This window comes from Pseudomonas sp. 1928-m (genome assembly GCF_029269135.1).
Classification (GTDB): domain Bacteria; phylum Pseudomonadota; class Gammaproteobacteria; order Pseudomonadales; family Pseudomonadaceae; genus Aquipseudomonas.
Genome location: NZ_JARIXO010000002.1, coordinates 167,568 through 190,087, shown reverse-complemented (window position 1 = coordinate 190,087; position 22,520 = coordinate 167,568). Strand labels below are relative to the sequence as shown.

The window sequence follows — 22,520 nt, the reverse complement described above, 5'->3', positions numbered from 1 at the left end:
TTTGCCGCTGCGTATCAGAAGTGCGCTTTTACCAGCAGGCTGGCGGTGTTCTGATCGGTCGCACCGACGAAGTTGTCGCTGACAAAACCGCTGTCCTTGATGCCGTACTTGTCCTTCCAGTAGTCGTATTCGATACCGACATACAGCTGCTTCTCGCCCCAGCTCATGGCTTTACCCAGGTCGTACTTGATCTGCGGATTGAAGTGCAGGTTGGCGTGGTAGCTCTTGTCGTTATCCACCACCCAGTCCATAAAGCCGTCGATCACGATGTCGGATTTACCCACCGGGATGGTGTAGCTCCACACCGGGGTGATCTGCCAGACGTTATCGCCGTCGCGCTTGCCATCGGTAGTGCGGTTGTAGAAGTTCAGCGAGAAGTAGTCGAAGCCGGGGATCGCCAGGTCAAAGCCTGGGCCGATCAGGTAGGACTCGACATCGTCTTCACCGAATTCGTAGGTGGTGGCCAGCAGCACATCCTTGATCGGGCCGAATTCCAGCTTGCTGTTGAACAGCTTGCCGAACGACAGGCGCGGTGAGAACTCGCCGTAGAAGGTGTGGCCGTCGCCTGCGCCATTGGTGGCGTCGGTGTTGTACTTGATGGTGTCGACGAAGAAGAAAAGGTCGCCGATAGCCCAGCCACTGGCGTGCTCGAAGGTCACGGTCTGCTGGATTTCCGGGTCGATCTTGTAATCCTGGCCATACAGGTAGGTCAGGCTGTTGTTCTGCCAGTGCAGCAGGTCACCCGCTATGGCCTGGCCGCCCGCCAGCAGCCCGCCTGCCAGGGCCAGAGAGGAAAGAGTACGGTTCATCGAGTGGTGCTCCCCAAAGTGCTGAATTATCGTTTTAAACCTGTCTGAGTGGTCAGGCTGTCGAGGCTTGAGCAAGAACAAGGCCAAGTCCTGCATTTGCCCACGACGCGACCACTAGAGCGCTGCGGGCGCGCACTCTAGTGGTTTCCAGGGGAATGTAAATACGTTGCATGCACTGATAACTGACCGGCTGGACAGTTTCGGCTTTAAGTTGGTGCGCCTGCTCGAGTGCTGGCGGTTAGCTCTGCCGTGGCGTGGTGCCGGCTCGGCGCTTGATCGGCTTGCGCACCGGCTTGTCGTTGCCCGCTACATGCAGGTAGGACATTACGCTTTCGGTCAGCTCAGCGGCCAGTTGCACGGCTTCCTTGTTGCGCGCCATCACGCCGGCGACCAGGCCTTCGATCAAGGCCAGCACCGAGGTGTTGGAGCTGATCAGCACCGGGTGATCGGCAGGGGCAAACAGCGCGTGTTTGGCGATGGTGGTCAGCGGCGAGGCGGGCGAGTCGGTGATCGCCAGCACGGTCGCTCCGCGTTCGCTGGCAAAGCGCGACAGCTGCAGGGTATCGAGGGAATAGCGCGGCAGGGAGATCGACAGCAGCACGTCCTGTTCGGTGATGGCCGCCAGGCGATACGCGGCGTTTTCGTTGCCGCCTTCCATGCTCACTGCCGTGGCATCGGCGCAGAACGGCACCAGGTTGGCCGCTGCCAGGCCCGCCATATAGGCGCTGTTGCCGAAGCCGAGGATGTAGATCTTGCGGGCCTGGATCAGGCAGCTGACAAAAGCTTCGAAGGTGTCCGCGCTGTTATTGGCCCCTGCGGTGGCCAGGTTGCTGGTGGCGATCTGTACCTGCTCGTGCAGGCCGAAGGTGCCGTCCGGACGATGCGCCAGTTCGTTGCGCAGCTTGTCCACCGGCGACACCATCTGCTGCAAGGTGCTGACCAGTTCGGCTTTTAGCCCGGTATAACCGCCCAGATCGATGGCCTTGGCCAGACGGTTGACGGCCGCCGCCGAGGTGGCGGTCTCCACCGCCATTTCCTCGATGGTCAGGGTCGCGGCTTTCAATGGGTGGCGCAGGATAAAGTCGGCCACCTTGCGCAGCGAGGGCTGCAGGTGCGGGGCGATTTCCGCCAGTTTGCGCATCACCGGGGCGGCGTAGACAGTTACGTTCTTGGCAGAAGTCGGCATGGATGGGCTTTCAGCACGTTGAAGGGTTGGGCGTGCGCGCCGGGTCGGGGCAGGCCTGGGTCGTTGCGGCTGAAGTGTATCCGAAGCCGGCCGCGGCTGTGGCATTGCGCGCGGTCGGCCTACAGGCTCCGTCTATTTCAAGCTGCCGGCGAGAAACTGCTGCAAGCGCTCGGACTTGGGCTGGGCCAGCACCTCGCGCGGGCAGCCGCTTTCTTCGACGCGGCCTTGATGAAGGAACAGCAACTGGTTGGACACTTCGCGGGCAAAGCCCATTTCGTGGGTGACCACCACCATGGTGCGGCCTTCCTCGGCCAGGTCGCGCATGACCTTGAGCACCTCGCCGACCAGCTCCGGGTCCAGCGCCGAGGTAGGCTCATCAAACAGCATTACCTCAGGCTCCATGGCCAGGGCGCGGGCGATGGCCACGCGCTGCTGCTCACCGCCGCTCATATGCGCGGGGTAGGCGTCCTTGCGATGGGCGACGCCGACTTTCGCCAGGTAGTGTTCGGCTTTTTCCCGGGCGTCCTTCTTGCTCATGCCCAGTACATGCACCGGCGCTTCCATGACGTTGTCCAGGGCGCTCATATGCGACCACAGGTTGAAGTGCTGAAAGACCATGGCCAGGCGTGAACGCATGCGTTGCAGCTGTTTGCTATCGCTGGCCTTTAGTGCGCCGGTCGCTCGGCTCGGTTGCAGTTTCAACTCTTCGTTATTGAGCAGAATGCGCCCGCTGTGCGGTTGCTCCAGCAGGTTGATGCAGCGCAGGAAGGTGCTTTTGCCCGAGCCGCTGGAGCCGATGATGCTGGTGACATCGCCAGCCCTGGCGGTCAGGGACACGCCCTTGAGCACTTCATGGGTGCCATAGCGTTTGTGCAGGTTGTCGATTTCCAAGGTGTACATGGCAGCGGATTCTCTTGTTGTTAGTCGGTAAGCAGGCGGCCCTGGCGAATCGGGTGCTGGCCTGCGACCTTGGCCAGCCACAGGCCGGGCTGGGCATAGCGCAAGCGTTCGCGGGCGTAGAGGATTCCTGAGGTGGTGGCGTGCACCACGGAGTGTTGATCGCTCAGCGGGTCGATCACCTCGAACAGCGGGTCGCCGACCTTTACCCGTGCGCCCAGCGGTTGCAGATAACTCACCACGCCGGGGTGCGGCGCGTAGGCGTACTGCGCGCCGGCAAAGGGTGTGGCTTCGCAACAGGTAATGGGGGCGGCGGGCCAGTCGCCGCTGATCAGCCCTTGTTCGGCGAGAAAGCCGAGAATGTCGTCGGCACTGTGTTGCGCCTGAGTGCGGTCGGTATCGGCCATGCCGCGCAGCTCGATGGTGGTAGCCATACAGGCCAGTGGAATCTGCGCCTGCGGGTAACGCTCGGCCAGGCGTAGCCAGGGTACGGCGCAGGCTTCATCGAAGGAGTTGCCGCCGCTGTCCTCGGCCAGCAACACCGCGCCGGCGCGCAGACGCGCGGCCAATGGCTGCAGGCTGGGCCAGTGCTGGGGTAGGGCGTAGAGCAACATGATCGATTCAAAATCACAGTGCAGGTCGAGTACCACATCAGCGTCACAGGCTTGTCGCAGCAGCAGGCGGCGCAGGCCGTCCAGCTCTGATCTGGCGGATGGCAGCTTGGCAATGGCCTCAATCATCAGGTGGCGAATCAGCGTCACGTTGGCTTGCCCGTCGTCGCCCAGGCGGCCTTCCAGCTGTGGCGCGATCAGCTCGGCCAGCGCAGGAAAGTCGCGGTTGAAGTTCTGCCCGCTGGCCAGGTCGAAGCGGCCCTGATGGGTGGCCTGAAACATCTGCCCCAGACCAATCGGGTTGGCCACGGGCACCAGTTCGATTACGCCATTGAGGTGGCCCTGTTGTTCCAGTTCGAGTAGCCGCTGTTTGAGCTCCACCGCCACGCGCATGCCCGGCAGCTCATCGGCATGCAGGGCGGCCTGGATATAGGCCTTGCGCGGGCCGCTACCAAAACGAAACAGTGAAAGCCGGCGCTCCGTTCCCGCCGTGCTCCAGGGCAACCGGTGCTGAATATGTTGCATAGCTTTCCCTCAGCTCTTGCGCGGGGCCAGGTGGCCCAGCCAGCGGCCTTCGGCCAGCTTGAACAGGCGCACCAGGATAAAAGTCAGCACCAGGTAGAACAGCCCGGCGGTGATAAAGGCCTCGAATGGCATGTAGTAGCGCGAGCTGACAGTGCGCGCCGCACCGGTGATATCGATCAGGGTGACGATCGAGGCCAGCGAAGTGGTGTGCAGCATCATGATCACTTCATTGCTGTACTGCGGCAGCGCTCGGCGCAGGGCCGACGGCAGGAGGATGCGGCGGTACAGGGTGACGCGTGACATGCCCACGGCTCTAGCGGCTTCGATCTCGCCATGGGGCGTGGCCTTAAGGCTGCCCGCCAGGATCTCCGCGCTATAGGCACTGGTGTTGATGGCAAACGCCAGGCAGGCGCAGAAGGTGGCGCTGGAGAAATACGGCCAGAGCACGCTCTCCCGTACCGCTTCGAACTGCGCCAGGCCGTAATAAATTAGGAACAGCTGCACCAGCATTGGCGTGCCGCGGATTACATAGGTGTAGAGCCAGGCCGGACCGTTAAGCCAGGGCGCGCGTGAAACGCGCAGCAGTGCCAATGGAATGGCCAGCGTCAGACCCAGCACGAGGGCAATCACCAGCAGTTTGAAGGTCACCAGTACGCCACTGCCGTAGAGCGGCAGGCTGTCGGCAATCAGTTGGAAATCGAGCACGGTAGAAGGTCTCGCTTAGAGTTCGGCCAGGCGGGCGCCCACGGAGTAGCGTTTTTCCAGCAGGCGCAGGGCCAGCAGGGACACCGTGGTGAGCAACAGGTACAGCGCGGCAACCGCGAGGAAAAAGGTGAAGGGTTCGCGGGTGGCGTCGGCGGCGTTCTTGGCTTTGAACATCATGTCCTGCAGGCCCACCACGGAAATCAGTGCGGTGGCCTTGGTCAGCACCAGCCAGTTGTTGGTAAAGCCGGGGATGGCGAAGCGAATCATCTGCGGCACCAGAATCCGCCAGAACACCTGCATGCCACTCATGCCGTAGGCCGCACCGGCTTCGGCCTGCCCCTTGGCGATGGCCATAAAGGCGCCACGAAAGGTTTCCGAGAGGTAGGCACCGAAGATAAAGCCCATGGTGCAGACCCCGGCGATAAAGGGGTTGATGTCGATGTACTGCTGGTGACCGAGCAGCGGGGCCACGCGGTTTACCAGGTCCTGACCGCCGTAGAAGATCAGCAGAATCAGCACCAGATCAGGGATGCCGCGAATAACTGTGGCGTAGCCTTCGCCGAGCAGTGCCAGCCATTTCAGCGGTGACAGGCGAAACGCTGCGCCAACCAGGCCCAGGGCAATTGCCAGAGTCATGGAAGTCAGGGCCAGACTGAGGGTCAGCCAGGCGCCCTCGAGAATGGTCGAGCCGTAGCCGTGGAGCATGATGGGGTTCCTCACGCAGAGGCCGAATGGCCTGCGCTACAACGAGATAAAGGTGCCTCGCAATGGAGGCACCGTGCGCGTTAGCGGTACTTACTTGCCGTAGATATCGAACTCGAAGTACTTGGCCTGCACGTCCTGATAGGTGCCGTTGGCGCGAATGGCGTCGATGGCGGCGCTGATGCGTGCGGCGTTTTCGCTGTCGCCTTTGCGTACGGCGATACCGGCACCGTTACCGAAGTATTTCGGGTCGTTGAAGTCCGGGCCGACCAGGGCGAAACCCTTGCCGGCTGGGGTTTTGATAAAGCCTTCATCGATGTTGATGATGTCCGCCAGGGTGGCGTCCAAACGACCGGAAGCCAGGTCGAGGAAGGCTTCGTTCTGCGAGGCGTAGCGCACTACTTCAATGCCGGCTTTCTCGAATTGGTCGCTGGCGAAACGGTCGTAGGTGGAGGCGCGCTGCACGCCGACTTTCTTGCCTTTGAGATCGACCAGCGGGTCCTTGATTTCGCTACCGGCCTTCATCGCCAGCTTGCCGGGGGTGTGGTAGTACTTTTTGCTGAAGTCCACCGATTTCAGGCGGTCTTCGGTGATCGACATGGACGACAGCACGGCGTCGACCTTGCGTACTTTCAGCGAGGGGATCAGGCCGTCGAATTCCTGCTCGACCCACTCACATTTGACCTTCATTTCCGCGCACAGGGCGTTGCCGATGTCGTAGTCGAAACCACTGATCTTGCCGTCCGGGGTTTTGAAGGCGAAGGGCGGGTAGGCCGCCTCGATACCGATGCGCAGGTTGTCCTGGCTGGCGACACTGAGTGTGCTGACGGCGCTGAGCGCCAGAGCGCCGAGAAGTGTGATCTTGTTCATCTTATTGACTCCTTGATGGGGCGTTTGGGTTTGCGCTGATCGTCATGCCTTCGCCTGTGATCAGCAGGTACTGCCTGTAGCAATGGCCTCGCCAGATGGCGCGGCTTACAACCTGAAGCCTTGTGGGCTTCTGTTCGTTTCGGCCGGGCTAAGTAGGCCTGGCCTGGGGTTTGAGTGCGAGTAGGTTTGACATGTTTATTTTCATAAAACTACTTATTAGAAATATTTGTGTCAAATGCGTTCTGTCGGATAAATGGCTCAAGCCGCTCTAGCGCGGCGGATAGCTGCTGGTGAAGATTTTTTTGGCGCTGTTGGAGCGACAAGCTGTCGGCGCTAAAGGCTTGATCGGGTTTTCTTGTTGGTATATAAAATTTCACAAAGCGAGATTGTGAAAATTTAAATTCACAACCGAAAAGCCAGGGCTGGCGCGGTGTTTTACCTGCTGCAGGGAGGCGCTGACGGGACCGGGACACCGGCTCGCACGAGTTCTCATAACAAGAGCAATAAGAATGAAAAAGCAGCTGAACAAGCGCGTGGCGGTGGCCGCCCTGATCCTTTCCTGTGCAAGCTCTGCAGCCCTGGCTGAAGGTCATTTACTGGCCGTCGGCGGCATGTTGCGTGCGAGCAACTCGCCGGTGTACGCCAAGTTCATCGAACTGGCCGGTGGCCAGAAAGATGCGCGCATCGTGATCATGCCAACCGCCAGCGGTAGCCAGGGTTCGAGCAAGCGCTTTATGAGCGAGCTGGTGGTCCTCGGCATCCCGGCCGAACGCATCAGCATCGTCGGCATCGACAAGAGCAACTACCAGACAACCATGAACGATGCGGCCGTGGTCAAGCCACTGGGCGAGGCCAGCGCGGTGTGGTTTGTCGGTGGCGATCAGGCGCGTATCGCCCGTGCATTGTTTAATGCCGATGGCAGCCCGTCGCTGCTGATGCAGGAAGTCCGCAAGCTGTATGACAAGGGCGGCGTGGTCGCCGGTACCAGCGCGGGTGCCAGCATCCTCGGCGCGCAGATGCCCACCGCTTATGGCGTGGTCATGGATACCCTGGACTTCGGCGTGGCCAGCAAGGCCGACCAGCGCGGCGCTGCGGTGCTGAAAGGCTCGGGCCTGTTCAGCGGCGGTATCATCGATCAGCACCTCGACCAGATCGAGGAAACCAGCACCGGCCGCGCCGCGCGCATGGCTGCCTACCTCGCCGAGCAGAAGTCCACACGCGGCTTCGGCCTGGATACCAACACCGCCATGTGGGTGCAGCCCGATGGTCAGGTGCAGGTGCTGGGCGAGGGTTACCTGACGGTGATGGACGCCAGCCAGGCCGAGAAGACATTCGGTGTCTACGGCACCCAGTTGAGCAACGTGCGCCTGGCCATGCTCGGCAACGGCGACYGTTATGACCTGGCCAGCGGCAAGGTGCAGCCTGCCGAAGGCAAAGCCGCCATCGAGGCCGGCAACGAATACCTGGTGGGCAACCAGCTGATCACCGATCTGTCGGCCGTTTCGGCAATTGGCCGGGCGGTGCTTTATGGCCTGGCAGACAACACCGCGACGCGCCAGGTCGGCCTGATGACCCGCTACAACCCGCTCAACGGCTACCACTACGGCTACCGTTTCGAGTTCAGCAAAACCGCTGACTTCAGCGCCCACAGCCAGTTCTACGATTCGCTGACCAACTACAGCGTGGGCGGTGTGCGCCTGGATATTCGCCCGGTCAATGCCAACCTCGGCGACCCAGCTACCAGCGCACCTAAAGATGCCGGCAACGGCGCGGCGGGCGAAGCGATTCGCGCCGTGAGCTTCCGCGGCCTGATGACCCTCAATGGGCAGAACGCCTTCGAGCCGCAACGGCCGATCAGTCGCCTGGAACTGGCCAACGCCCTGCAGATGACCCTGGCTGCTGAGCCCAAGCTGGATGCGCTGCCCACGCTCACAGATATCGGTGCGGATGATCCGATGCGCGATCAGCTCAACACCGTGCTTTCCAACGGTTGGATGACCAGCGCTGATGCTTTTGCCGGTAACCAGCCGGTCACCCGCAAGGAGTGGGCGCTGGCCTGCAAGGCTCTGGTGGAGCGCTACCAGGGCATCAGCCTGGCGAAAACTGCTGCGCTGACCGACCTCGCTGGCGTCGATAAAGCCTATGCCGACGCTGCCAGCCTGACGGTGGGCGAGGGCTGGTTGCAGGCCGAGAAGGGTCGCTTCAACCCGGATGCCCCGGTGACCCGAGCCGAAGTGGCGCAGGCCCTGGCCAGGGTCAGTGGCTTGCTCAAGCGCTGAGCTAAACCGCCAAGCGCCGCGCTTAGTCGCGGCGCCCCAATCACCGATGAAAAGTGCGAGTCCCTGTATGCAAATCAGCAGGTTGGAATCGTTCGCCCTGGAAAAGCTGCTGCAGCCGCAGAGCAATCACGCCTTAGTCACCGCACAGCCAGCGTTGCGGGTGCTGGAGCGGGTGCAAACCACGGCCGGCTTCTACTCGATTATCCAGCTGCCGGCGAGCTTGCAGGCGCTCCAGAACAGCACCGAGCTGGAGTGGCCATTCAAGCTCAAACGATTGAAAGCCAAAGGCTATTTCGTTTGCTGGGCAGAGTCGTCAGCGACCCTGTGCCTGGAGGCGGTGATCAGCAAGGGCGTGTGTCCGCCCGAGCTGTCGCTGGAGCAGTTTGCCTAGCGGCAGTGCTGGAAGGAATGCGTCGCTGCCCGGCGACGGATTTTCAAGATGTTCAATAAAAAACCAATGGAGTAAGCCATGAACGTTGTAAAACTGAGCCTGATCGCCCTGGCAGTTGCCGCGGCCAGCTCGCAACTGGCAGTCGCCGGCGAGCAGCAAGAGTCCAAGGGCTTTATTGCCGACAGCACGCTGAACCTGCTCAATCGCAATTTCTGGATGCACCGCGATTATCGTAACTCCACACGTAATATTCGTGATGAGTGGGCCCACGGCATCCAGGCGCATTATGTGTCCGGCTTTACCCAGGGCACCGTCGGCTTCGGTGTCGATGCCCATGGTTATGGCGGCATCAAGCTCGATGGCGGGCGCGGCAGCGTCGGCAACGGCATCATGCCGGTGGACGGCGATGGCCGCATCGAAGACAACACCGGCGAGCTGGGCGGCGCGGTCAAGCTGCGGGTTTCCTCCACAGTATTGAAGTTCGGTGAGCAGCGTCCCACCGCCCCGGTTTTCGCCACTGGCGACTCGCGCCTGCTGCCGGAGACCGCAACTGGCTTCCAGCTGTCGAGCAGTGAGTTCGACGCGCTCTCCCTCGAAGCGGGCCATTTCACCGCGATCAATCGCCGCAACTCGAGCAACTCCGATGGCGAGCTGACCAGTGAATACGCGGAAGTCGAAGCACGCAGCGTCGATTTCGTCGGCGGCACCTACAACTTCACCGACAACCTCAGCGTAGCGCTCTACGGCAGCGAAGCCGAAGACATCTGGCGTCAGTACTTCGCCAACGTCTACTACACCATCCCGCTGGCTGACGATCAGGCGCTGAACTTCGACCTGGTGGCCTACAAGACCGATGACCAGGGTGATGCCCTGGCAGGTGAGCTGGATACCCTGACCTACTCGCTGAAAGCCGCCTACAGCTTCGGCGCGCACAAGCTCAGCCTGGCGTACCAGAAGGTCAATGGCGACGAGTTCTTCGACTACATCGGTGGCGACTCGATCTGGCTGGCCAACTCCGTGCAGTACTCCGACTTCAACGCCCCCAACGAGCGTTCCGTGCAGGTGCGTTACGACCTGAACATGGCGACCTTCGGCGTGCCGGGCCTGAGCTTTATGGCGCGTTACATCAAGGGTGATGACATCGACGGCACCAAGGCCGATCCGAATGGCGCCTTCGCCGGCTGGGCGGGCGATGACGAGAAGCACTGGGAGCGCGATCTGGAAGCCAAGTACGTGGTGCAGTCCGGTGCCGCCAAGGACCTGTCCGTGCGCCTGCGTCAGGCCACGCACCGCTCCACCGCATTTGACAGCGACCTCGACGAAGTACGCCTGATCGTCGAGTACCCGCTGAGCATTCTGTAAGGCAGTCGCCGGCCGCTCATGCTGGTGAAGCGGCCGGTTGGTTATTCAAGGTCAGCTCCCATTGCTCCTTTGGCCTTAAGGCGCCCTGTGCGGCGCCTCTTTTCTCGGCTTGGAGCCTGGCCTCTGACCCCAGGCTGTCGCTCTGACAGCGCTTGCAAGGGGCACCGAAATGCTACGAACAACCCTATTTATGCTGGGCTTGATGCTGCTAAGCAGCGTACAGGCGCAGCCCCTGCGTATCGCCATGGAAGGGCAGTTTCCGCCCTTCGAGCAAATCGATGCGAGCGGCCAATTACGCGGCTTCAATGTCGATATCGCCCAGGCCCTGTGTCAGGCCATGGCGGCCGATTGTCAGCTGGTCAGGTTTGCCTGGGACGATTTGATTCCGGCACTCAATGAGCAGCGTGCGGACCTGATTCTGGCGTCCATGTCGATCACCGCGCAGCGCGCCGAACTGGTCGACTTCACCGCCAAATATGCGCAGACCCCGGCGTTCTTCTTCGCCCGCAAGGGCCTGGTCAATCAGGTGATCATCACCCCAAGGCGCATTGCCGGCAAACGCCTGGGTGTGCAGCGCGACACCACTTATGACCGCTTCCTCACTGACAAATACCAGCAGCACACCGAGCTGCTGCGCTTCGATTCCGCCGAGGGCATGTACCAGGCGCTCGGCGCAGGGCGCGTTGACCTGGTGCTGGATGACGCGGTGTCCGGCTATTTCGGCTTTCTCGACACGGCCCAGGGCCAGGGTTTCGAGCAGGTCGGCAACAAGGTGGTCGCTCCCAAACACTTTGGCAAAGGCCAGGGCATCGCCGTGCGCAAGGGCGATCACCTATTGCGTGAGCGGCTGGATAGAGCCCTCAGCGTGATCCTCAGCAACGGCGTCTACAAGCGCATCGAGAAGCAGTACTTCAAACAATTCACGGTGTATTAGCCGAAGGAGTCAGCCACCCAGAGAGCCACGCGGCGTTATCTGCAGCAGTTCCCGTTTTACAACTCTCACAACAAGCGTGCGCCGAGCGCACATCGGAGAACTCGAACCATGATCAGATCATTTATGCGGTGCAGCGCGTTGCTGCTCGCCCTTCTACCCGTCACCGGCTACAGCGCCGGCCCGCTGATATTGATTGGCGGCGGCCTCAAGGATGACAACACGGCGATCTATCAGCGCCTGATTCAACTGGCCGGTGGCAATGGCCAGGCGCGAATTGGCGTGATTACCGCGGCCTCGATCCCGGAAAGCGACGACCCGGATGCCGGCACTGCCGATGCCGCCAACTCCAAAGCCAATGGCGAGTTCTATGCCCAGCTGCTGGAGACTTACGGCGCCGCTGATGCGCAGTGGATCCCTATCGACCTGGATCAGATCAGCAATAACAGCAATCCGCAGGTGGTCGCGCAGATCAACAGCATGACCGGCTTCTTTTTCGGCGGTGGCGACCAGTCGCGTCTGACCCAGACCCTGCAAACCGCGACCCGTGCCGACAGCCCAGCCTTGGCGGCCATTCGCGCGCGGCATAACGCTGGCGCGGTATTGGCGGGCACCAGTGCCGGTACGGCGATCATGGTGCAGGGGCCGATGGTCACCGGCGGTGAAAGCTATGACGCGCTGCGTTATGGCGTGTACACCTCGCCGGGTGGCGATGACCTGTCCTATGACATGCAGGGCGGTTTTGGCTTCTTCAATTACGGTTTGCTCGATACCCACTTTAGCGAGCGTGGCCGTCAGGGCCGTATCGTGCGCCTGGCGGATCACACCCAGGTGCCGTTTGCCTTCGGTGTCGATGAAAACACCGCGCTGCTGGTGCAGAACAACGCCACCCTGGGCCAGGTGGAAATGGAAGTCATCGGTGAAAACGGCGTGTTTATCTTCGATCTGCGCAACAAAGAGCGCGGTACCGGCAGCAGCTACGCCTTGTATGACGTGCTGGGTAGCTACTTGACGGCGGGTGATCGCTATCGCCCGGTAACCGGCCAGTTCGTCATCGCCAGCGGCAAGACCAGCTTGCGCGGCCGCGAGCGCTACAGCTCGGCGATGACCGCCTCCACCGATATTTTCAGCAGCCCGAACAACAGCACCAGCGCTGGCCGGCGCAAACCGCGCGAGTTCGTCAAAGTCAGCGCCGATCTGTTCGACAGCCGCGTGACCACGACTCTGGGGCGTACTTATGAAACCAACCCGCGCTTTCGCGTCGATCTGTTCAAAAGCAGCCAGTTCGATAGCCACGGTTACCAGGGCACCGTTGGCGGCAAGAACATGCTTTCCTACCTGCGTTTGCTGATGGATTTCCGTCCTAACTAAGCGAACTGCGGCCCGCCGGCTTTTGCTGGCGGCGGCCACTGAGCGAAGCCACTTTCTGTTAGGAAGTGGCTTTGCTATTTCAGTCCTGTGGGCAAGGTTTCCTGCACGATGCGCGCATCTGCCCTACATTTCGCCTCAGTAACTGGCTGATTGTTCGGCTGTTGGCCCTCACGCAGAATGCGCCGCGCGTTTGGGGCTGGTCAGCCGGCTGCCAGGCGTTGCACGATAACAATGCCAAGCCAGGGAACGGTGTCTGCCAGTTGTACCGGGGGTATGCCCCGTCTGAGGAGTCTGTAAATGTCTGCGCGGGTTGTATTGGTCGATGATCACGAACTGGTCCGTGCGGGCATTCGCTCGCTGCTGATCGAGGCAGGCTATCAGGTGGTGGCCGAGGGCAGTGATGGTGATCAGGTCGAGGCGCTGGTCGAAAGCCATCAGCCCGATGTGCTGCTGCTCGACCTGACCATGCGCCGCTGTTCGGGGCTGGAAGCGCTGACCATGGTGCGTTCACGCTGGCCGCAGCTGCCGGTGATTCTGCTGTCCATGCACGACACCCGCGACTATGTACTCAAGGCCATGCAGATGGGCGCCAGCGGCTATCTACTCAAGGATGCGGCGGTGATCGAGCTGCAACTGGCCCTGCAATCGGTACTGGGCGGCCACCGTTACCTCAGCCCGCGAGTGGCCGGGCAGGTGATTGATGCGGCCTCCGGGCGCGGCGGCGAAGACCCGCTGGAGCTGCTCACCAGTCGCCAGCAGGAAGTGCTGTACTGGCTGGCCAAGGGCAAGAGCAACAAGGAAGTGGCGTTTATCCTCAATCTCAGCGTGAAAACTGTGGATACCCATCGTGCACAGATCATGGAACGCCTGGCCATTCGCGACCTCGCCGGTCTGGTGATGTATGCCCTGCGCCGCGGGATTATCAAGCTGGACGACTAAAACCGCGTTTTCTACCTAGGTAGATTTACCTGCGCCCACCGGTAAATCACTGATAAGCCTTTTGGCGTCAATTTTATAAGCTCACCGCAGCAGATGGCAGTAAGCCATCAGGTGGCTTGTCGCCGTTAAGTGCGTGGTCGGTTCGCTGATGCTCTGAGCCTGACCTATAGTTTTTCCAGCGCGGCGCTGTGGCGTCGTGCTGTAACACGGGTAGCGCTAACCTCCCTCGTCAGTACCGAGAATCCCCATGATCAAGCATCCACGACTGTTTGCTTACGTTTCGCGTCCCTGGCTGGTGGCTGGTGTGTTGCTGTTACCGGCAGCCTGTCTGGTGCTGGCTGACGTCTGGTGGCACGGCCTGTTGGCCGCCGCGGTGCTGCTGCTGTGGTTGTGGTTGCTGGTCGCCAGCCCGGCGCTGGAGCAAGCGGTGCTTGAGCCGCAGGTGTCGGCGCAGGCCCTCGATGAGGTGCAAAGCAACCTGACGGCGCTGCGCGAACTGCTCGATGCGGTGTTGCCGTTGTGGATGCGCCATATCGAACTGGTCAATGGCCAGACCTCCAGCGCCACTGGCGGCCTGACCGAGAAATTTATCAGCATGAGCCAGCAGATCAGCCAGGCCCTGGACCTCGGCGCCGGCGAAGACGGTGGCGGCGTGTTCGAGGTGCTGCGCAGCGCCCAGGTCGAACTGCCGCAGGCGGTGAAGATGCTCGACGACACCCAGGGCGAGCGCGAGCGCTTTCTGGTGGAGATTCGCGAACTCAGCCGTTTTGTCACCGAGCTGCACGGCATGGCCGAGGATGTCGCCAAGATTGCCTCGCAGACCAACCTGCTGGCGCTCAACGCCGCCATCGAAGCGGCGCGGGCCGGCGAGGCTGGGCGCGGTTTCTCGGTGGTGGCCGATGAGGTGCGCAAGCTGTCGTCGATGTCCGGCGAAACTGGCACCAAGATCACCGAGAAGGTGCAGATTATGGGCCGCTCCATGGAATCCATGGTGGCGCGGGCCGAGCAGATGGACACCAACAGCCATGACGGCATCGAGGCCGCCGAACGCATCGTCGGCAAGGTGCTCGGCGAGCTGGGCGATGGTGTGGCGCAGCTGGAGCAGCGCCTGCAGATGCTCCAGGACAACAGTCGTGAGGTCGAGCAGACGGTCAACGCGGTATTGGTTGACCTGCAGTTCCAGGACCGTGTCAGCCAGATCATTTCGCATATCAGCGAGGACATGCAGCGCCTGCGCGACAGCCTGGGCGAGCCGGTGGTGCCGGCCAGCCGCGATTGGCTGCGCCGCCTGGAGTCGAGCTACACCACCCTGGAGCAGCAGCGCGTGCACAGCGGTCAGCGCGCCGCCAGCGTCGAGCAATCTTCGGTCACCTTCTTTTAACGCAACTTCAGAACCACGGGACGCACAGTAATGGGAAAGACGGTCTTGGTAGTGGATGACTCGACCAGTTTTCGGCAAGTCGTCGGCATTGCCCTTAAGGGCGCCGGCTACGACGTGCTGGAGGCCTGTGATGGCAAGGACGCACTGAGCAAGCTGGATGGTCGCAAGATCAACCTGATTGTCTCGGACGTGAACATGCCGAATATGGACGGCATCACCTTCGTCAAATCGGCCAAGTTGTTGCCGGCCTACAAGTTCACCCCGGTGATCATGCTCACCACCGAAGCCGGTGAGGCGAAGAAGGCCGAAGGCAAGGCCGCCGGCGTGCGCGCCTGGGTGGTCAAGCCCTTTCAGCCGCCGGTGCTGCTCGATGCAGTGTCGAAACTGATTCTGCCCTGAGGACGTAGCCGTGACCGTAATAAACAGTCGTGAAGAAACTGGACGGTACATCTTCGAAATAGCAGGCGAATTCAATATCTACAGCGCTGTCCAGCTCAAGGATGAACTGCTCGGCCTGCTGGGCAGCCATAAACAGCTGGAGATTGACCTGGGTGCGGTCGAGGATTTCGACAGCACCGGGGTGCAGATCCTCCTGCTGCTCAAACGCGAGGCGCAGCGCCAGGGCCGCAGCCTAGCTTTTATCCAGCACTCGCCGGCAGTGCGTGAAGTGCTCGATCTGCTCAACCTGGTGGCCGAACTCGGCGACCCCATGGTGATTCCGCTGGATGCTCGCGGAGGTCGCCCATGAACCTTGATCAGGCCCGTGGTGCATTGGTTCAGGAGGCCCGCGAACTGCTGGTGGACATGGAAGATGCGCTGCTGGAAATCGAAAGCGACGGCTACAACGCCGAGCGGGTCAACGCCATCTTCCGCGCCGCGCACACCATCAAAGGCTCGGCCGGGCTGTTTGGCCTGGAGTCGCTGATCAACTTCACCCATGTGGTGGAAAGCCTGTTGGATCAGGTGCGCAACGGCGAAAAATCCCTGGATGGCAGCATGCTTTCGTTGCTACTGACCTGCGGCGATTACATCGGCAGCCTGATTACCGCCGTCGAAGACCGCAGCGAAGCCATCGACCCCAACCCCGAGCTGCGCGCGCACCTGATCAGCCAGCTCAATGAATACCTGGAACAAGGTGTCGAGCCCGTTGCCGCGGCGCCGCTTCCTGAGCAAACGCAACTGTCGCAGGTGCCAAGCGGCAAGGTCGATGTGTTGACTGGCGAAGAAGTCGGCAGCGACCTCTGGCATATCTCGCTACGGCCCAACAGCGATGTGCTGCGCAACGGCATGGACCCGCTGTCGTTTCTGCGCTACCTGAGCAAGCTGGGGCGCATTGTCTACCTGCATACCCTGACCGATACCCTGCCGCTGGCCGAAGACTTTGATGCCGAAAGCAATTACCTGGGCTTCGAGATTGAGTTCGAATCCCAGGCCAGCAAGCAGGAGGTCGAGGATGCCTTCGAGTTTATTCGCGAGGACAGCCAGCTGCTGATCCTGCCGCCGCACAGCAAGATCGAGGCCTACCTCAACCTGATCGTCAGCCTGCCTGAGTCGCCGCGCAAACTCGGCGAAATCCTGCTCAAGAGCGGCGCGCTGACTGCCCACGAACTGCAACGCGTGCTCGCCCTGCAGTCTGCCGCGCCGCAGCCGGCACCGCCGCTGGGCACCTTGTTGGTGGAAGAACAGCTGGTGGCGCCGCCGCTGGTGTCGGCGGCGCTGAGCAAGCAGAAGCAAGCCGACGACAAGCGCGTGCATGAGCAGGTGTTTATCAAGGTCGAGGTCGGCAAGCTGGATGAGCTGATCAACCTGGTGGGCGAACTGGTGATTGCCGGTGCGGCAGCCAGCCTGTCGCTGCGCCAGGGCTGCCCGGCGGCCATGGGCGAAGCCAATGAAGCGGTGGCGACCCTGGTCGAGCATATTCGCGATGCCTCGCTGTCGCTGCGCATGGTGGCCATCGGTGAAGTGTTCCAGCGTTTCCCACGGGTGGTGCGCGATATCAGCAAGGAGCTGGATAAGGACATCGAGCTGCTGATTACCGGTGCGGACACCGAACTGGATAAGTCGATGGTGGAGAAGCTCGCCGATCCGCTGATGCATATCGTGCGCAACGCCATGGACCACGGTATCGAACGCTCGGCCGACCGCCTGGCCGCCGGCAAGACGCAGCGCGGCGCACTGCGCCTGAATGCCTATCACGAGTCCGGCAGCATTGTGATTGAAGTGACCGACGACGGCCGTGGCCTGGATCGGCCGCGCATCCTCGCCAAGGCGCTGGAAAAGGGTTTGGTGCAGCCCGATCAGGTGCTCAGCGACAGTGAAGTGTTCCGCCTGATTTTCGAGGCTGGCTTCTCCACCGCCGAGACGGTGACCAACCTGTCTGGACGCGGCGTGGGTATGGATGTGGTGCGCAGCAATATCGAAAAATTGCGCGGCGAAGTCGAGGTGCTTAGCGTATTCGGCCAGGGCACCACGGTGCGCATCCGCTTGCCGCTGACCCTGGCCATTATCGATGGCTTCCAGGTGCGGGTTGCCGATGAGGCCTTCGTGCTGCCGCTGGATCAGGTGGTCGAGTGTGTCGACCTCGGCCCGCAGGTCGAGCTGCATGACCTGCTCAACCTGCGCGGCGAACCGCTGCCCTATGTGCGCCTGCGCAGCCTGTTTGGCCTGCCGCCGAGCGCTGGCGCGCGCGAGAGCCTGGTGGTGCTGCAGTTCGGCAGCAACCGCGCCGGCGTGGTGGTCGATCAACTGGTTGGTGAACTGCAGGCGGTGATCAAACCCCTGGGACAGATTTTTGCGCAAAACAAGGTGCTCAGTGGCTCCACCATTCTCGGTGACGGGAGTGTGGCGCTGATTCTTGATGTCGCCCATTTGATTCAGCGTGCCAGTGCAGCCGCTGAAAACTCAGTCAGTGCCAACCTCCGACGCGCAGATGGCTCTGCCGCCGTGGCGCGGACTCAATAAAAAGCCGGGAGAAGAAAATGTTCGACAAAATGACGGTGGCGACCCGCCTGCTCCTGCTCGCAGGGGTGCTTATCCTGTTTCTGCTGCTGATCGGTGTGCTGGGAATTTTCGGTATGCGCGAATCCAACGCCGGCATGGAAACGGTTTACAACGACCGGGTTGTACCGCTGCGTGATCTGAAAGTGATTTCCGACAACTACGCGGTAAGCATCGTCGATACCACGCACAAGGTCCGCATCGGCGCGCTCAGCTGGCAGGAAGCGCTGCGCAGCGTGAACAAGGCCGAAGAGGCGATTCAGCAGAGCTGGACCAGCTTCACCTCGACCCGACTGGTGGGTGAGGAGCAGGTGCTGGTTGATGAGCTGAAACCGCTGCTGAAGGAAGCCGACGAGGCCAACGCTAAGTTGCTGCGTATTCTCGAGGGGCGCGACCAACTGGCCCTGGAGCAATTTATCAGCAGCGAGCTGTACCAGAAGATCGATCCGGTCTCCGACCGTTTTGGCCAGTTGGTTGATGTGCAGTTGACCGTGGCCAAGAGCGAGTACGACCTGGCCCATGACCGTTACAACCTGGTGTTTGCGGTTGCCGTTGCGTGCATCGTGCTGAGCCTGCTGCTGGCTGTGTTGTTGGGCGTAATGATTACCCGCAGCCTGCTGCGCCAGCTCGGCGGTGAGCCGTATGCGGCGATGGAATCGCTGCAGCGCGTGGCGGCCGGTGACCTGACCGTGGATATCCGCCTGAAAGATGGCGACCAGAGCAGCATGCTCTACAGCCTGCAGCAGATGGTGCTCAAGCTGCGCTCGATCATGGGCGATGTGCGCATGACCGCTGACTCGCTGGCTTCGGCCTCCGAGCAGGTCGCGGCTTCGGCCCAGGCGCTGAGCCAGAACGCCTCCGAGCAAGCCGCCAGCGTTGAGGAAACCAGCGCTTCGGTGGAAGAAATTGCCGCCACCGTGGCGCAGAACAGCGAGAACGCCAAGGTCACCGACGGCATGGCCAGCCAGTCGTCCAAGGATGCGGTGGAAGGCGGCGCAGCGGTGCGCGAGATGGTTAACGCCATGCGCCAGATCGCCGGCAAGATTGGCATCATCGATGACATCGCCTACCAGACCAACCTGTTGGCGCTTAACGCGGCGATTGAAGCCGCGCGCGCCGGTGATCATGGCAAAGGCTTTGCCGTGGTGGCCGCCGAAGTGCGCAAGCTGGCCGAACGCAGCCAGGTGGCCGCGCAGGAAATCGGCTCGGTGGCCAGCGACAGCGTGACCCTGGCCGAACGTGCCGGGCAACTGCTGGAGCAGATGGTGCCGTCGATCCGCAAGACGGCCGATCTGGTGCAGGAAATCTCCGCCGCCTCGCGCGAGCAGAACACCGGCTTGGAGCAGATCAACCTGGCGGTTGGCCAGCTGGCGCAGATCACTCAGGTGAATGCTTCGGCTTCCGAAGAGCTGTCCTCGACCTCCGAGGAAATGAGCGGCCAGGCCGTGCAGCTGCAGGAAATGATTCAGTTCTTCCAGCTGGCCGAAGTGGCGGCGCGGCAGATGCCCGGCACCCCGACCGGCAGAAACCGGCCGACGGCCATGAGCAAGCCGACGCAGCCGGTACGCCGTCATCTGCACGATGATCAGATCGATGAGTCGGCCTTTACCCGCTTCTAGGAGGCTGCCATGAGTACCTTGCCAGCCCATATCCAGGGCCGCGCGGCGGCCCCGGTGGAAACGCCGCTGACTCAGCAGTTTCTGACCCTGACCCTGGGCCAGGAGCTGTTCGCCCTGCCGATTGAGCATATTCGCGAAATTATCGAGTTCGGCGGCCTGACTGAAATTCCACTGATGCCGAGCTTCCTGCGTGGGGTGATCAACCTGCGCGGCGCGGTGGTGCCGGTGATCGATCTGGCGGTACGTTTCGGTCGTGAGCGCACGCCGATTGCCAAGCGCACCTGCATCGTAATCGTCGAGGTCGAGCAGGGCGACAGCATGCAACTGCTCGGCATCATCGTCGATGCAGTCAACGAAGTGCTGGCCGTGGAAGGCCATCAACTGGAAAGCCGCCCGGCCTTTGGTGCGCGCATTCGCGCAGATTTTATTGCCGGCATCCTCAAGCACCACGAGCAGTTTGTGGTGGTGCTGGATATTCCCCAGGTGCTGTCACTCGATGAGCTCGCCGAGCTGGTGGGCGGCCTTGAACAGAGCGAAGTGTGAGGCGTTATGGCTGATGGCGGGTGGGCAATGAATGCAGGCACACAGGTTGCGCTGAGCGAGCCGGAGTTTCGTCAGCTGCAGGCGCTGTTCTATGAGCGGGTCGGAATTCAGCTGCCACCGGTAAAGAAGCCGCTGATCTGCGGACGCCTGTCCAAACGCCTGACGGCGCTGGGGCTGAGCAGCTATCAGCGCTATTACCAGTACCTGATTTCGGCGCAGGGCACGGCCGAGCTGGAGATCGCGATTGATCTGATCACCACCCACGAAACCTATTTCTTTCGCGAGCCCAAGCACTTCGATTTCCTCCAGCAGAAGATTCTGCCGGCCTGTGCCGGTCAGGCGGATTTCCGCGCCTGGAGTGCAGCCAGCTCCACCGGTGAGGAGGCTTATACCCTGGCGATGCTGCTGCACGAGGCGCGTCCGCACCTGGGCTGGAGCGTGCTTGGCACCGATATCAGCCGCCAGGTGGTGCAGAGCGCCGAGCGTGGCCTGTACCTGATGGAGCGCGGTAGCAAGATTCCCGCGCATTACCTCAAACGCTACTGCCTCAAAGGCAAGGATCAGTACAAGGGTTACTTTCTGGTTGAACGCGGGCTGCGTGAGCGGGTCGAGTTTCGTCAGGGCAATCTCAACCTGCCGGCGCCTGAGCTGGGGCTATTCGAGCTGATCATGCTGCGCAACGTGCTGATCTATTTCGATCAGGACACCAAGCAGCGGGTGCTGCACAACGTGGTGCAACGCCTCAAGCCCGGCGGCTGGTTGATGGTCGGCCACTCCGAGGCGTTGCATGACACCGGCTTGCCGATTGAAATGGTCGCCTCGTCGATCTACCGCAAGGTGGCGGTATGAGCCGCAGCTGCTTTCTCAAACCCGGCGAGCTGTATTTCGGCGGTGGTGATGTGCGCGTGGAAACCCTGCTGGGGCCCTGCGTTTCCATCGTGCTGTGGTTCCCCGAGGCCGCCAAGGGCGGAATGTGTCATTTCCAGTTGCCCGGCCTGCGCCGCGTCAGCGAGCACGCGCGGGATCTGGACGGGCGCTACGGGGTAGATGCCTGGGTTTGGCTGAAGCAGCAGATGCGCGTACATGCGCTGCGCCTGGAGCAGGCCCAGGTCAAACTCTTCGGCGGTGCGCGCAGCCTGAGCAAGCCTGGCTCCAACCTGCGCACCGATATCGGCGCGCAGAACATTGCCTTTGTCGAGACGCTGATGGATGAGCTGGGTGTGCAGGTGGCCGGGCGTGATCTGGGCGGTGAGGGTTGCCGTTTTCTGCGCTTCGAACTGGCCAGCGGTGAAGTCTGGGTGCGCCGTGGCGCGGCGTTGAGTATTGAACCGCTTGAGGCGCTGCAGTAATGGCTATCAAGGTGATGATTGTCGATGACTCGGCGGTGATGCGTGAGGTCATGCAGCAGCTGCTGGCGCCGCACAAAGACATCGAAGTGGTTGGCGCAGCGATGGACCCGCTGCTGGCCCTGCAGAAGATGAAAACCGTGTGGCCGGACGTGATCCTGCTCGATGTGGAAATGCCGCGCATGGATGGCATCACCTTCCTGCGCCAGATCATGGCCACCCGGCCAACCCCGGTGGTGATCTGTTCGACCCTGACCGAGAAGGGCGCGGACATTACCCTGCAGGCGCTGTCGGCCGGCGCGGTGGAGGTGATCACCAAGCCGACCATGGGCCTGCGTGATTTTCTCCAGGGCAGCGCCCAGGAAATGCTCGCCGCCATCCGCACGGCGGCAAAAGCTCGGGTGCGTGGCGCAGCAGTGCCTACACTGGAGAAAGCCAGTGTTGATGCGGTCGTCAGTGCGCCGAGTGCCGGGCTGCACAATCAGCGCACCAGTGAGCGGATTGTCGTGTTGGGCACCTCGACCGGCGGCACTCAGGCGCTGGAGCAGGTGCTGAGCCAGTTGCCGCGTAGCGCGCCAGCGATTGCCATCGTTCAGCACATGCCGGAGAAGTTCACCCGCAGCTTTGCCGAACGCCTGGATTCGCTGTGTGCCATCGAGGTGCGTGAGGCGCAGAACGGCGACCGGCTACTGCCGGGCCTGGCGCTGATTGCGCCGGGCGGCAAGCATATGTTGGTCAAACGCAGTGGTGGTCAGTATCAGGTTGAGGTCAAGGATGGTCCGCTGGTCAGTCGTCACCGTCCTTCTGTTGATGTGTTGTTCCGCTCGGCCGCTGTGCAGGCCGGGCGTAATGTGCTGGCCGTGATCATGACCGGCATGGGCGACGATGGCGCCCGTGGCCTGAAGGAGCTGCACGAGGCGGGGGCCAGAACCTACGCCCAGGATGAAGCCAGTTGCGTGGTGTTCGGCATGCCGAAAGAAGCAATCAAATTGGGAGGTGTCGATCAGGTGGTCGCGCTGGATGACATCCCGAACGTACTGATGAGCTGGAGGTAGC

Annotated in this window: 22 protein-coding genes; 15 read left to right on the top strand and 7 right to left on the bottom strand. The window is 61.6% G+C overall.

Annotated elements, in window-relative coordinates; genetic code table 11:
- Positions 1 to 14: 14 nt before the first annotated feature.
- The 7 genes from P3C18_RS10390 to P3C18_RS10360 all read right to left on the bottom strand — a co-directional run bounded on the left by P3C18_RS10390 (position 15) and on the right by P3C18_RS10360 (position 6,305).
- Positions 15 to 809 carry an outer membrane protein OmpK gene (locus P3C18_RS10390; protein ID WP_275961783.1) on the bottom strand — a complete coding sequence of 265 codons (795 nt, stop codon included), beginning with the start codon at positions 807 to 809 and terminating at the stop codon, positions 15 to 17.
- A 238-nt stretch (positions 810 to 1,047) separates the two neighbouring features.
- Positions 1,048 to 1,995, bottom strand: a complete 948-nt coding sequence (locus tag P3C18_RS10385) for a MurR/RpiR family transcriptional regulator (RefSeq protein WP_275961781.1) — start codon at positions 1,993 to 1,995, stop codon at positions 1,048 to 1,050.
- 132 nt (positions 1,996 to 2,127) lie between these two features.
- A complete protein-coding gene (locus P3C18_RS10380) occupies positions 2,128 to 2,895 on the bottom strand; it encodes an ABC transporter ATP-binding protein (protein ID WP_275961780.1) in 768 nt (255 codons plus the stop codon).
- A 20-nt stretch (positions 2,896 to 2,915) separates the two neighbouring features.
- Positions 2,916 to 4,028 carry a succinylglutamate desuccinylase/aspartoacylase family protein gene (locus P3C18_RS10375; RefSeq protein WP_275961779.1) on the bottom strand — a complete coding sequence of 371 codons (1,113 nt, stop codon included), beginning with the start codon at positions 4,026 to 4,028 and terminating at the stop codon, positions 2,916 to 2,918.
- A gap of 9 nt (positions 4,029 to 4,037) precedes the next feature.
- Complete coding sequence (locus P3C18_RS10370) at positions 4,038 to 4,733, bottom strand: ABC transporter permease (RefSeq protein WP_275961778.1); 696 nt, start codon at positions 4,731 to 4,733, stop codon at positions 4,038 to 4,040.
- Positions 4,734 to 4,748: 15 nt separating this feature from the next.
- Positions 4,749 to 5,438, bottom strand: a complete 690-nt coding sequence (locus tag P3C18_RS10365) for an ABC transporter permease (protein WP_275961777.1) — start codon at positions 5,436 to 5,438, stop codon at positions 4,749 to 4,751.
- Positions 5,439 to 5,528: 90 nt separating this feature from the next.
- On the bottom strand, positions 5,529 to 6,305 hold the full coding sequence (locus P3C18_RS10360; RefSeq protein ID WP_275961776.1) for an ABC transporter substrate-binding protein: 777 nt from the start codon (positions 6,303 to 6,305) through the stop codon (positions 5,529 to 5,531).
- Between the two features lie 509 nt (positions 6,306 to 6,814).
- Here P3C18_RS10360 and P3C18_RS10355 point away from each other — a divergent pair.
- The 15 genes from P3C18_RS10355 (at position 6,815) to P3C18_RS10285 (ending at position 22,519) form a co-directional block, all read left to right on the top strand.
- Positions 6,815 to 8,584: a cyanophycinase gene (locus tag P3C18_RS10355; protein ID WP_275961775.1), complete on the top strand. Its 1,770-nt coding sequence runs from the start codon at positions 6,815 to 6,817 to the stop codon at positions 8,582 to 8,584.
- 67 nt (positions 8,585 to 8,651) lie between these two features.
- A complete protein-coding gene (locus P3C18_RS10350; RefSeq protein WP_275961774.1) occupies positions 8,652 to 8,975 on the top strand; it encodes a hypothetical protein in 324 nt (107 codons plus the stop codon).
- Positions 8,976 to 9,053: 78 nt separating this feature from the next.
- Positions 9,054 to 10,337 carry an OprD family porin gene (locus P3C18_RS10345; protein WP_275961773.1) on the top strand — a complete coding sequence of 428 codons (1,284 nt, stop codon included), beginning with the start codon at positions 9,054 to 9,056 and terminating at the stop codon, positions 10,335 to 10,337.
- A gap of 169 nt (positions 10,338 to 10,506) precedes the next feature.
- On the top strand, positions 10,507 to 11,271 hold the full coding sequence (locus tag P3C18_RS10340; protein WP_275961772.1) for a transporter substrate-binding domain-containing protein: 765 nt from the start codon (positions 10,507 to 10,509) through the stop codon (positions 11,269 to 11,271).
- A gap of 108 nt (positions 11,272 to 11,379) precedes the next feature.
- On the top strand, positions 11,380 to 12,639 hold the full coding sequence (locus P3C18_RS10335) for a cyanophycinase (RefSeq protein WP_275961771.1): 1,260 nt from the start codon (positions 11,380 to 11,382) through the stop codon (positions 12,637 to 12,639).
- Between the two features lie 297 nt (positions 12,640 to 12,936).
- Complete coding sequence (locus P3C18_RS10330) at positions 12,937 to 13,578, top strand: response regulator transcription factor (protein WP_275961770.1); 642 nt, start codon at positions 12,937 to 12,939, stop codon at positions 13,576 to 13,578.
- Between the two features lie 247 nt (positions 13,579 to 13,825).
- Positions 13,826 to 14,959 carry a methyl-accepting chemotaxis protein gene (locus tag P3C18_RS10325; protein WP_275961769.1) on the top strand — a complete coding sequence of 378 codons (1,134 nt, stop codon included), beginning with the start codon at positions 13,826 to 13,828 and terminating at the stop codon, positions 14,957 to 14,959.
- 30 nt (positions 14,960 to 14,989) lie between these two features.
- Complete coding sequence (locus tag P3C18_RS10320) at positions 14,990 to 15,358, top strand: response regulator (RefSeq protein ID WP_182834340.1); 369 nt, start codon at positions 14,990 to 14,992, stop codon at positions 15,356 to 15,358.
- Between the two features lie 10 nt (positions 15,359 to 15,368).
- A complete protein-coding gene (locus P3C18_RS10315) occupies positions 15,369 to 15,707 on the top strand; it encodes an STAS domain-containing protein (protein ID WP_275961768.1) in 339 nt (112 codons plus the stop codon).
- Positions 15,704 to 17,920: a chemotaxis protein CheA gene (locus tag P3C18_RS10310; RefSeq protein WP_275961767.1), complete on the top strand. Its 2,217-nt coding sequence runs from the start codon at positions 15,704 to 15,706 to the stop codon at positions 17,918 to 17,920. Before P3C18_RS10315 ends, P3C18_RS10310 begins: the two co-directional genes overlap by 4 nt.
- Positions 17,921 to 17,937: 17 nt before the next feature.
- On the top strand, positions 17,938 to 19,575 hold the full coding sequence (locus P3C18_RS10305; protein ID WP_275961766.1) for a methyl-accepting chemotaxis protein: 1,638 nt from the start codon (positions 17,938 to 17,940) through the stop codon (positions 19,573 to 19,575).
- Between the two features lie 9 nt (positions 19,576 to 19,584).
- A complete protein-coding gene (locus tag P3C18_RS10300; RefSeq protein WP_275961765.1) occupies positions 19,585 to 20,118 on the top strand; it encodes a chemotaxis protein CheW in 534 nt (177 codons plus the stop codon).
- Positions 20,119 to 20,145: 27 nt separating this feature from the next.
- Positions 20,146 to 20,967 carry a protein-glutamate O-methyltransferase CheR gene (locus P3C18_RS10295; RefSeq protein ID WP_275961764.1) on the top strand — a complete coding sequence of 274 codons (822 nt, stop codon included), beginning with the start codon at positions 20,146 to 20,148 and terminating at the stop codon, positions 20,965 to 20,967.
- Positions 20,964 to 21,467: a chemotaxis protein CheD gene (locus tag P3C18_RS10290; RefSeq protein WP_275961763.1), complete on the top strand. Its 504-nt coding sequence runs from the start codon at positions 20,964 to 20,966 to the stop codon at positions 21,465 to 21,467. Before P3C18_RS10295 ends, P3C18_RS10290 begins: the two co-directional genes overlap by 4 nt.
- Entirely contained in the window at positions 21,467 to 22,519 is a 1,053-nt protein-coding gene (locus P3C18_RS10285) for a chemotaxis response regulator protein-glutamate methylesterase (protein ID WP_275961762.1), read from the top strand. Before P3C18_RS10290 ends, P3C18_RS10285 begins: the two co-directional genes overlap by 1 nt.
- The last annotated feature ends 1 nt before the right edge of the window (position 22,520 follow it).

Bases quoted from the DNA above. Each gene is read 5' to 3' on its own strand.
- P3C18_RS10330 (WP_275961770.1), top strand. From the start codon at position 12,937: ATGTCTGCGCGGGTTGTATTGGTCGATGATCACGAACTGGTCCGTGCG.
- P3C18_RS10390 (WP_275961783.1), bottom strand. From the start codon at position 809: ATGAACCGTACTCTTTCCTCTCTGGCCCTGGCAGGCGGGCTGCTGGCG.
- P3C18_RS10360 (WP_275961776.1), bottom strand. From the start codon at position 6,305: ATGAACAAGATCACACTTCTCGGCGCTCTGGCGCTCAGCGCCGTCAGC.
- P3C18_RS10305 (WP_275961766.1), top strand. From the start codon at position 17,938: ATGTTCGACAAAATGACGGTGGCGACCCGCCTGCTCCTGCTCGCAGGG.
- P3C18_RS10380 (WP_275961780.1), bottom strand. From the start codon at position 2,895: ATGTACACCTTGGAAATCGACAACCTGCACAAACGCTATGGCACCCAT.
- P3C18_RS10375 (WP_275961779.1), bottom strand. From the start codon at position 4,028: ATGCAACATATTCAGCACCGGTTGCCCTGGAGCACGGCGGGAACGGAG.
- P3C18_RS10385 (WP_275961781.1), bottom strand. From the start codon at position 1,995: ATGCCGACTTCTGCCAAGAACGTAACTGTCTACGCCGCCCCGGTGATG.
- P3C18_RS10325 (WP_275961769.1), top strand. From the start codon at position 13,826: ATGATCAAGCATCCACGACTGTTTGCTTACGTTTCGCGTCCCTGGCTG.
- P3C18_RS10290 (WP_275961763.1), top strand. From the start codon at position 20,964: ATGAGCCGCAGCTGCTTTCTCAAACCCGGCGAGCTGTATTTCGGCGGT.
- P3C18_RS10310 (WP_275961767.1), top strand. From the start codon at position 15,704: ATGAACCTTGATCAGGCCCGTGGTGCATTGGTTCAGGAGGCCCGCGAA.
- P3C18_RS10285 (WP_275961762.1), top strand. From the start codon at position 21,467: ATGGCTATCAAGGTGATGATTGTCGATGACTCGGCGGTGATGCGTGAG.
- P3C18_RS10320 (WP_182834340.1), top strand. From the start codon at position 14,990: ATGGGAAAGACGGTCTTGGTAGTGGATGACTCGACCAGTTTTCGGCAA.
- P3C18_RS10295 (WP_275961764.1), top strand. From the start codon at position 20,146: ATGAATGCAGGCACACAGGTTGCGCTGAGCGAGCCGGAGTTTCGTCAG.
- P3C18_RS10335 (WP_275961771.1), top strand. From the start codon at position 11,380: ATGATCAGATCATTTATGCGGTGCAGCGCGTTGCTGCTCGCCCTTCTA.
- P3C18_RS10300 (WP_275961765.1), top strand. From the start codon at position 19,585: ATGAGTACCTTGCCAGCCCATATCCAGGGCCGCGCGGCGGCCCCGGTG.
- P3C18_RS10345 (WP_275961773.1), top strand. From the start codon at position 9,054: ATGAACGTTGTAAAACTGAGCCTGATCGCCCTGGCAGTTGCCGCGGCC.
- P3C18_RS10340 (WP_275961772.1), top strand. From the start codon at position 10,507: ATGCTACGAACAACCCTATTTATGCTGGGCTTGATGCTGCTAAGCAGC.
- P3C18_RS10350 (WP_275961774.1), top strand. From the start codon at position 8,652: ATGCAAATCAGCAGGTTGGAATCGTTCGCCCTGGAAAAGCTGCTGCAG.
- P3C18_RS10365 (WP_275961777.1), bottom strand. From the start codon at position 5,438: ATGCTCCACGGCTACGGCTCGACCATTCTCGAGGGCGCCTGGCTGACC.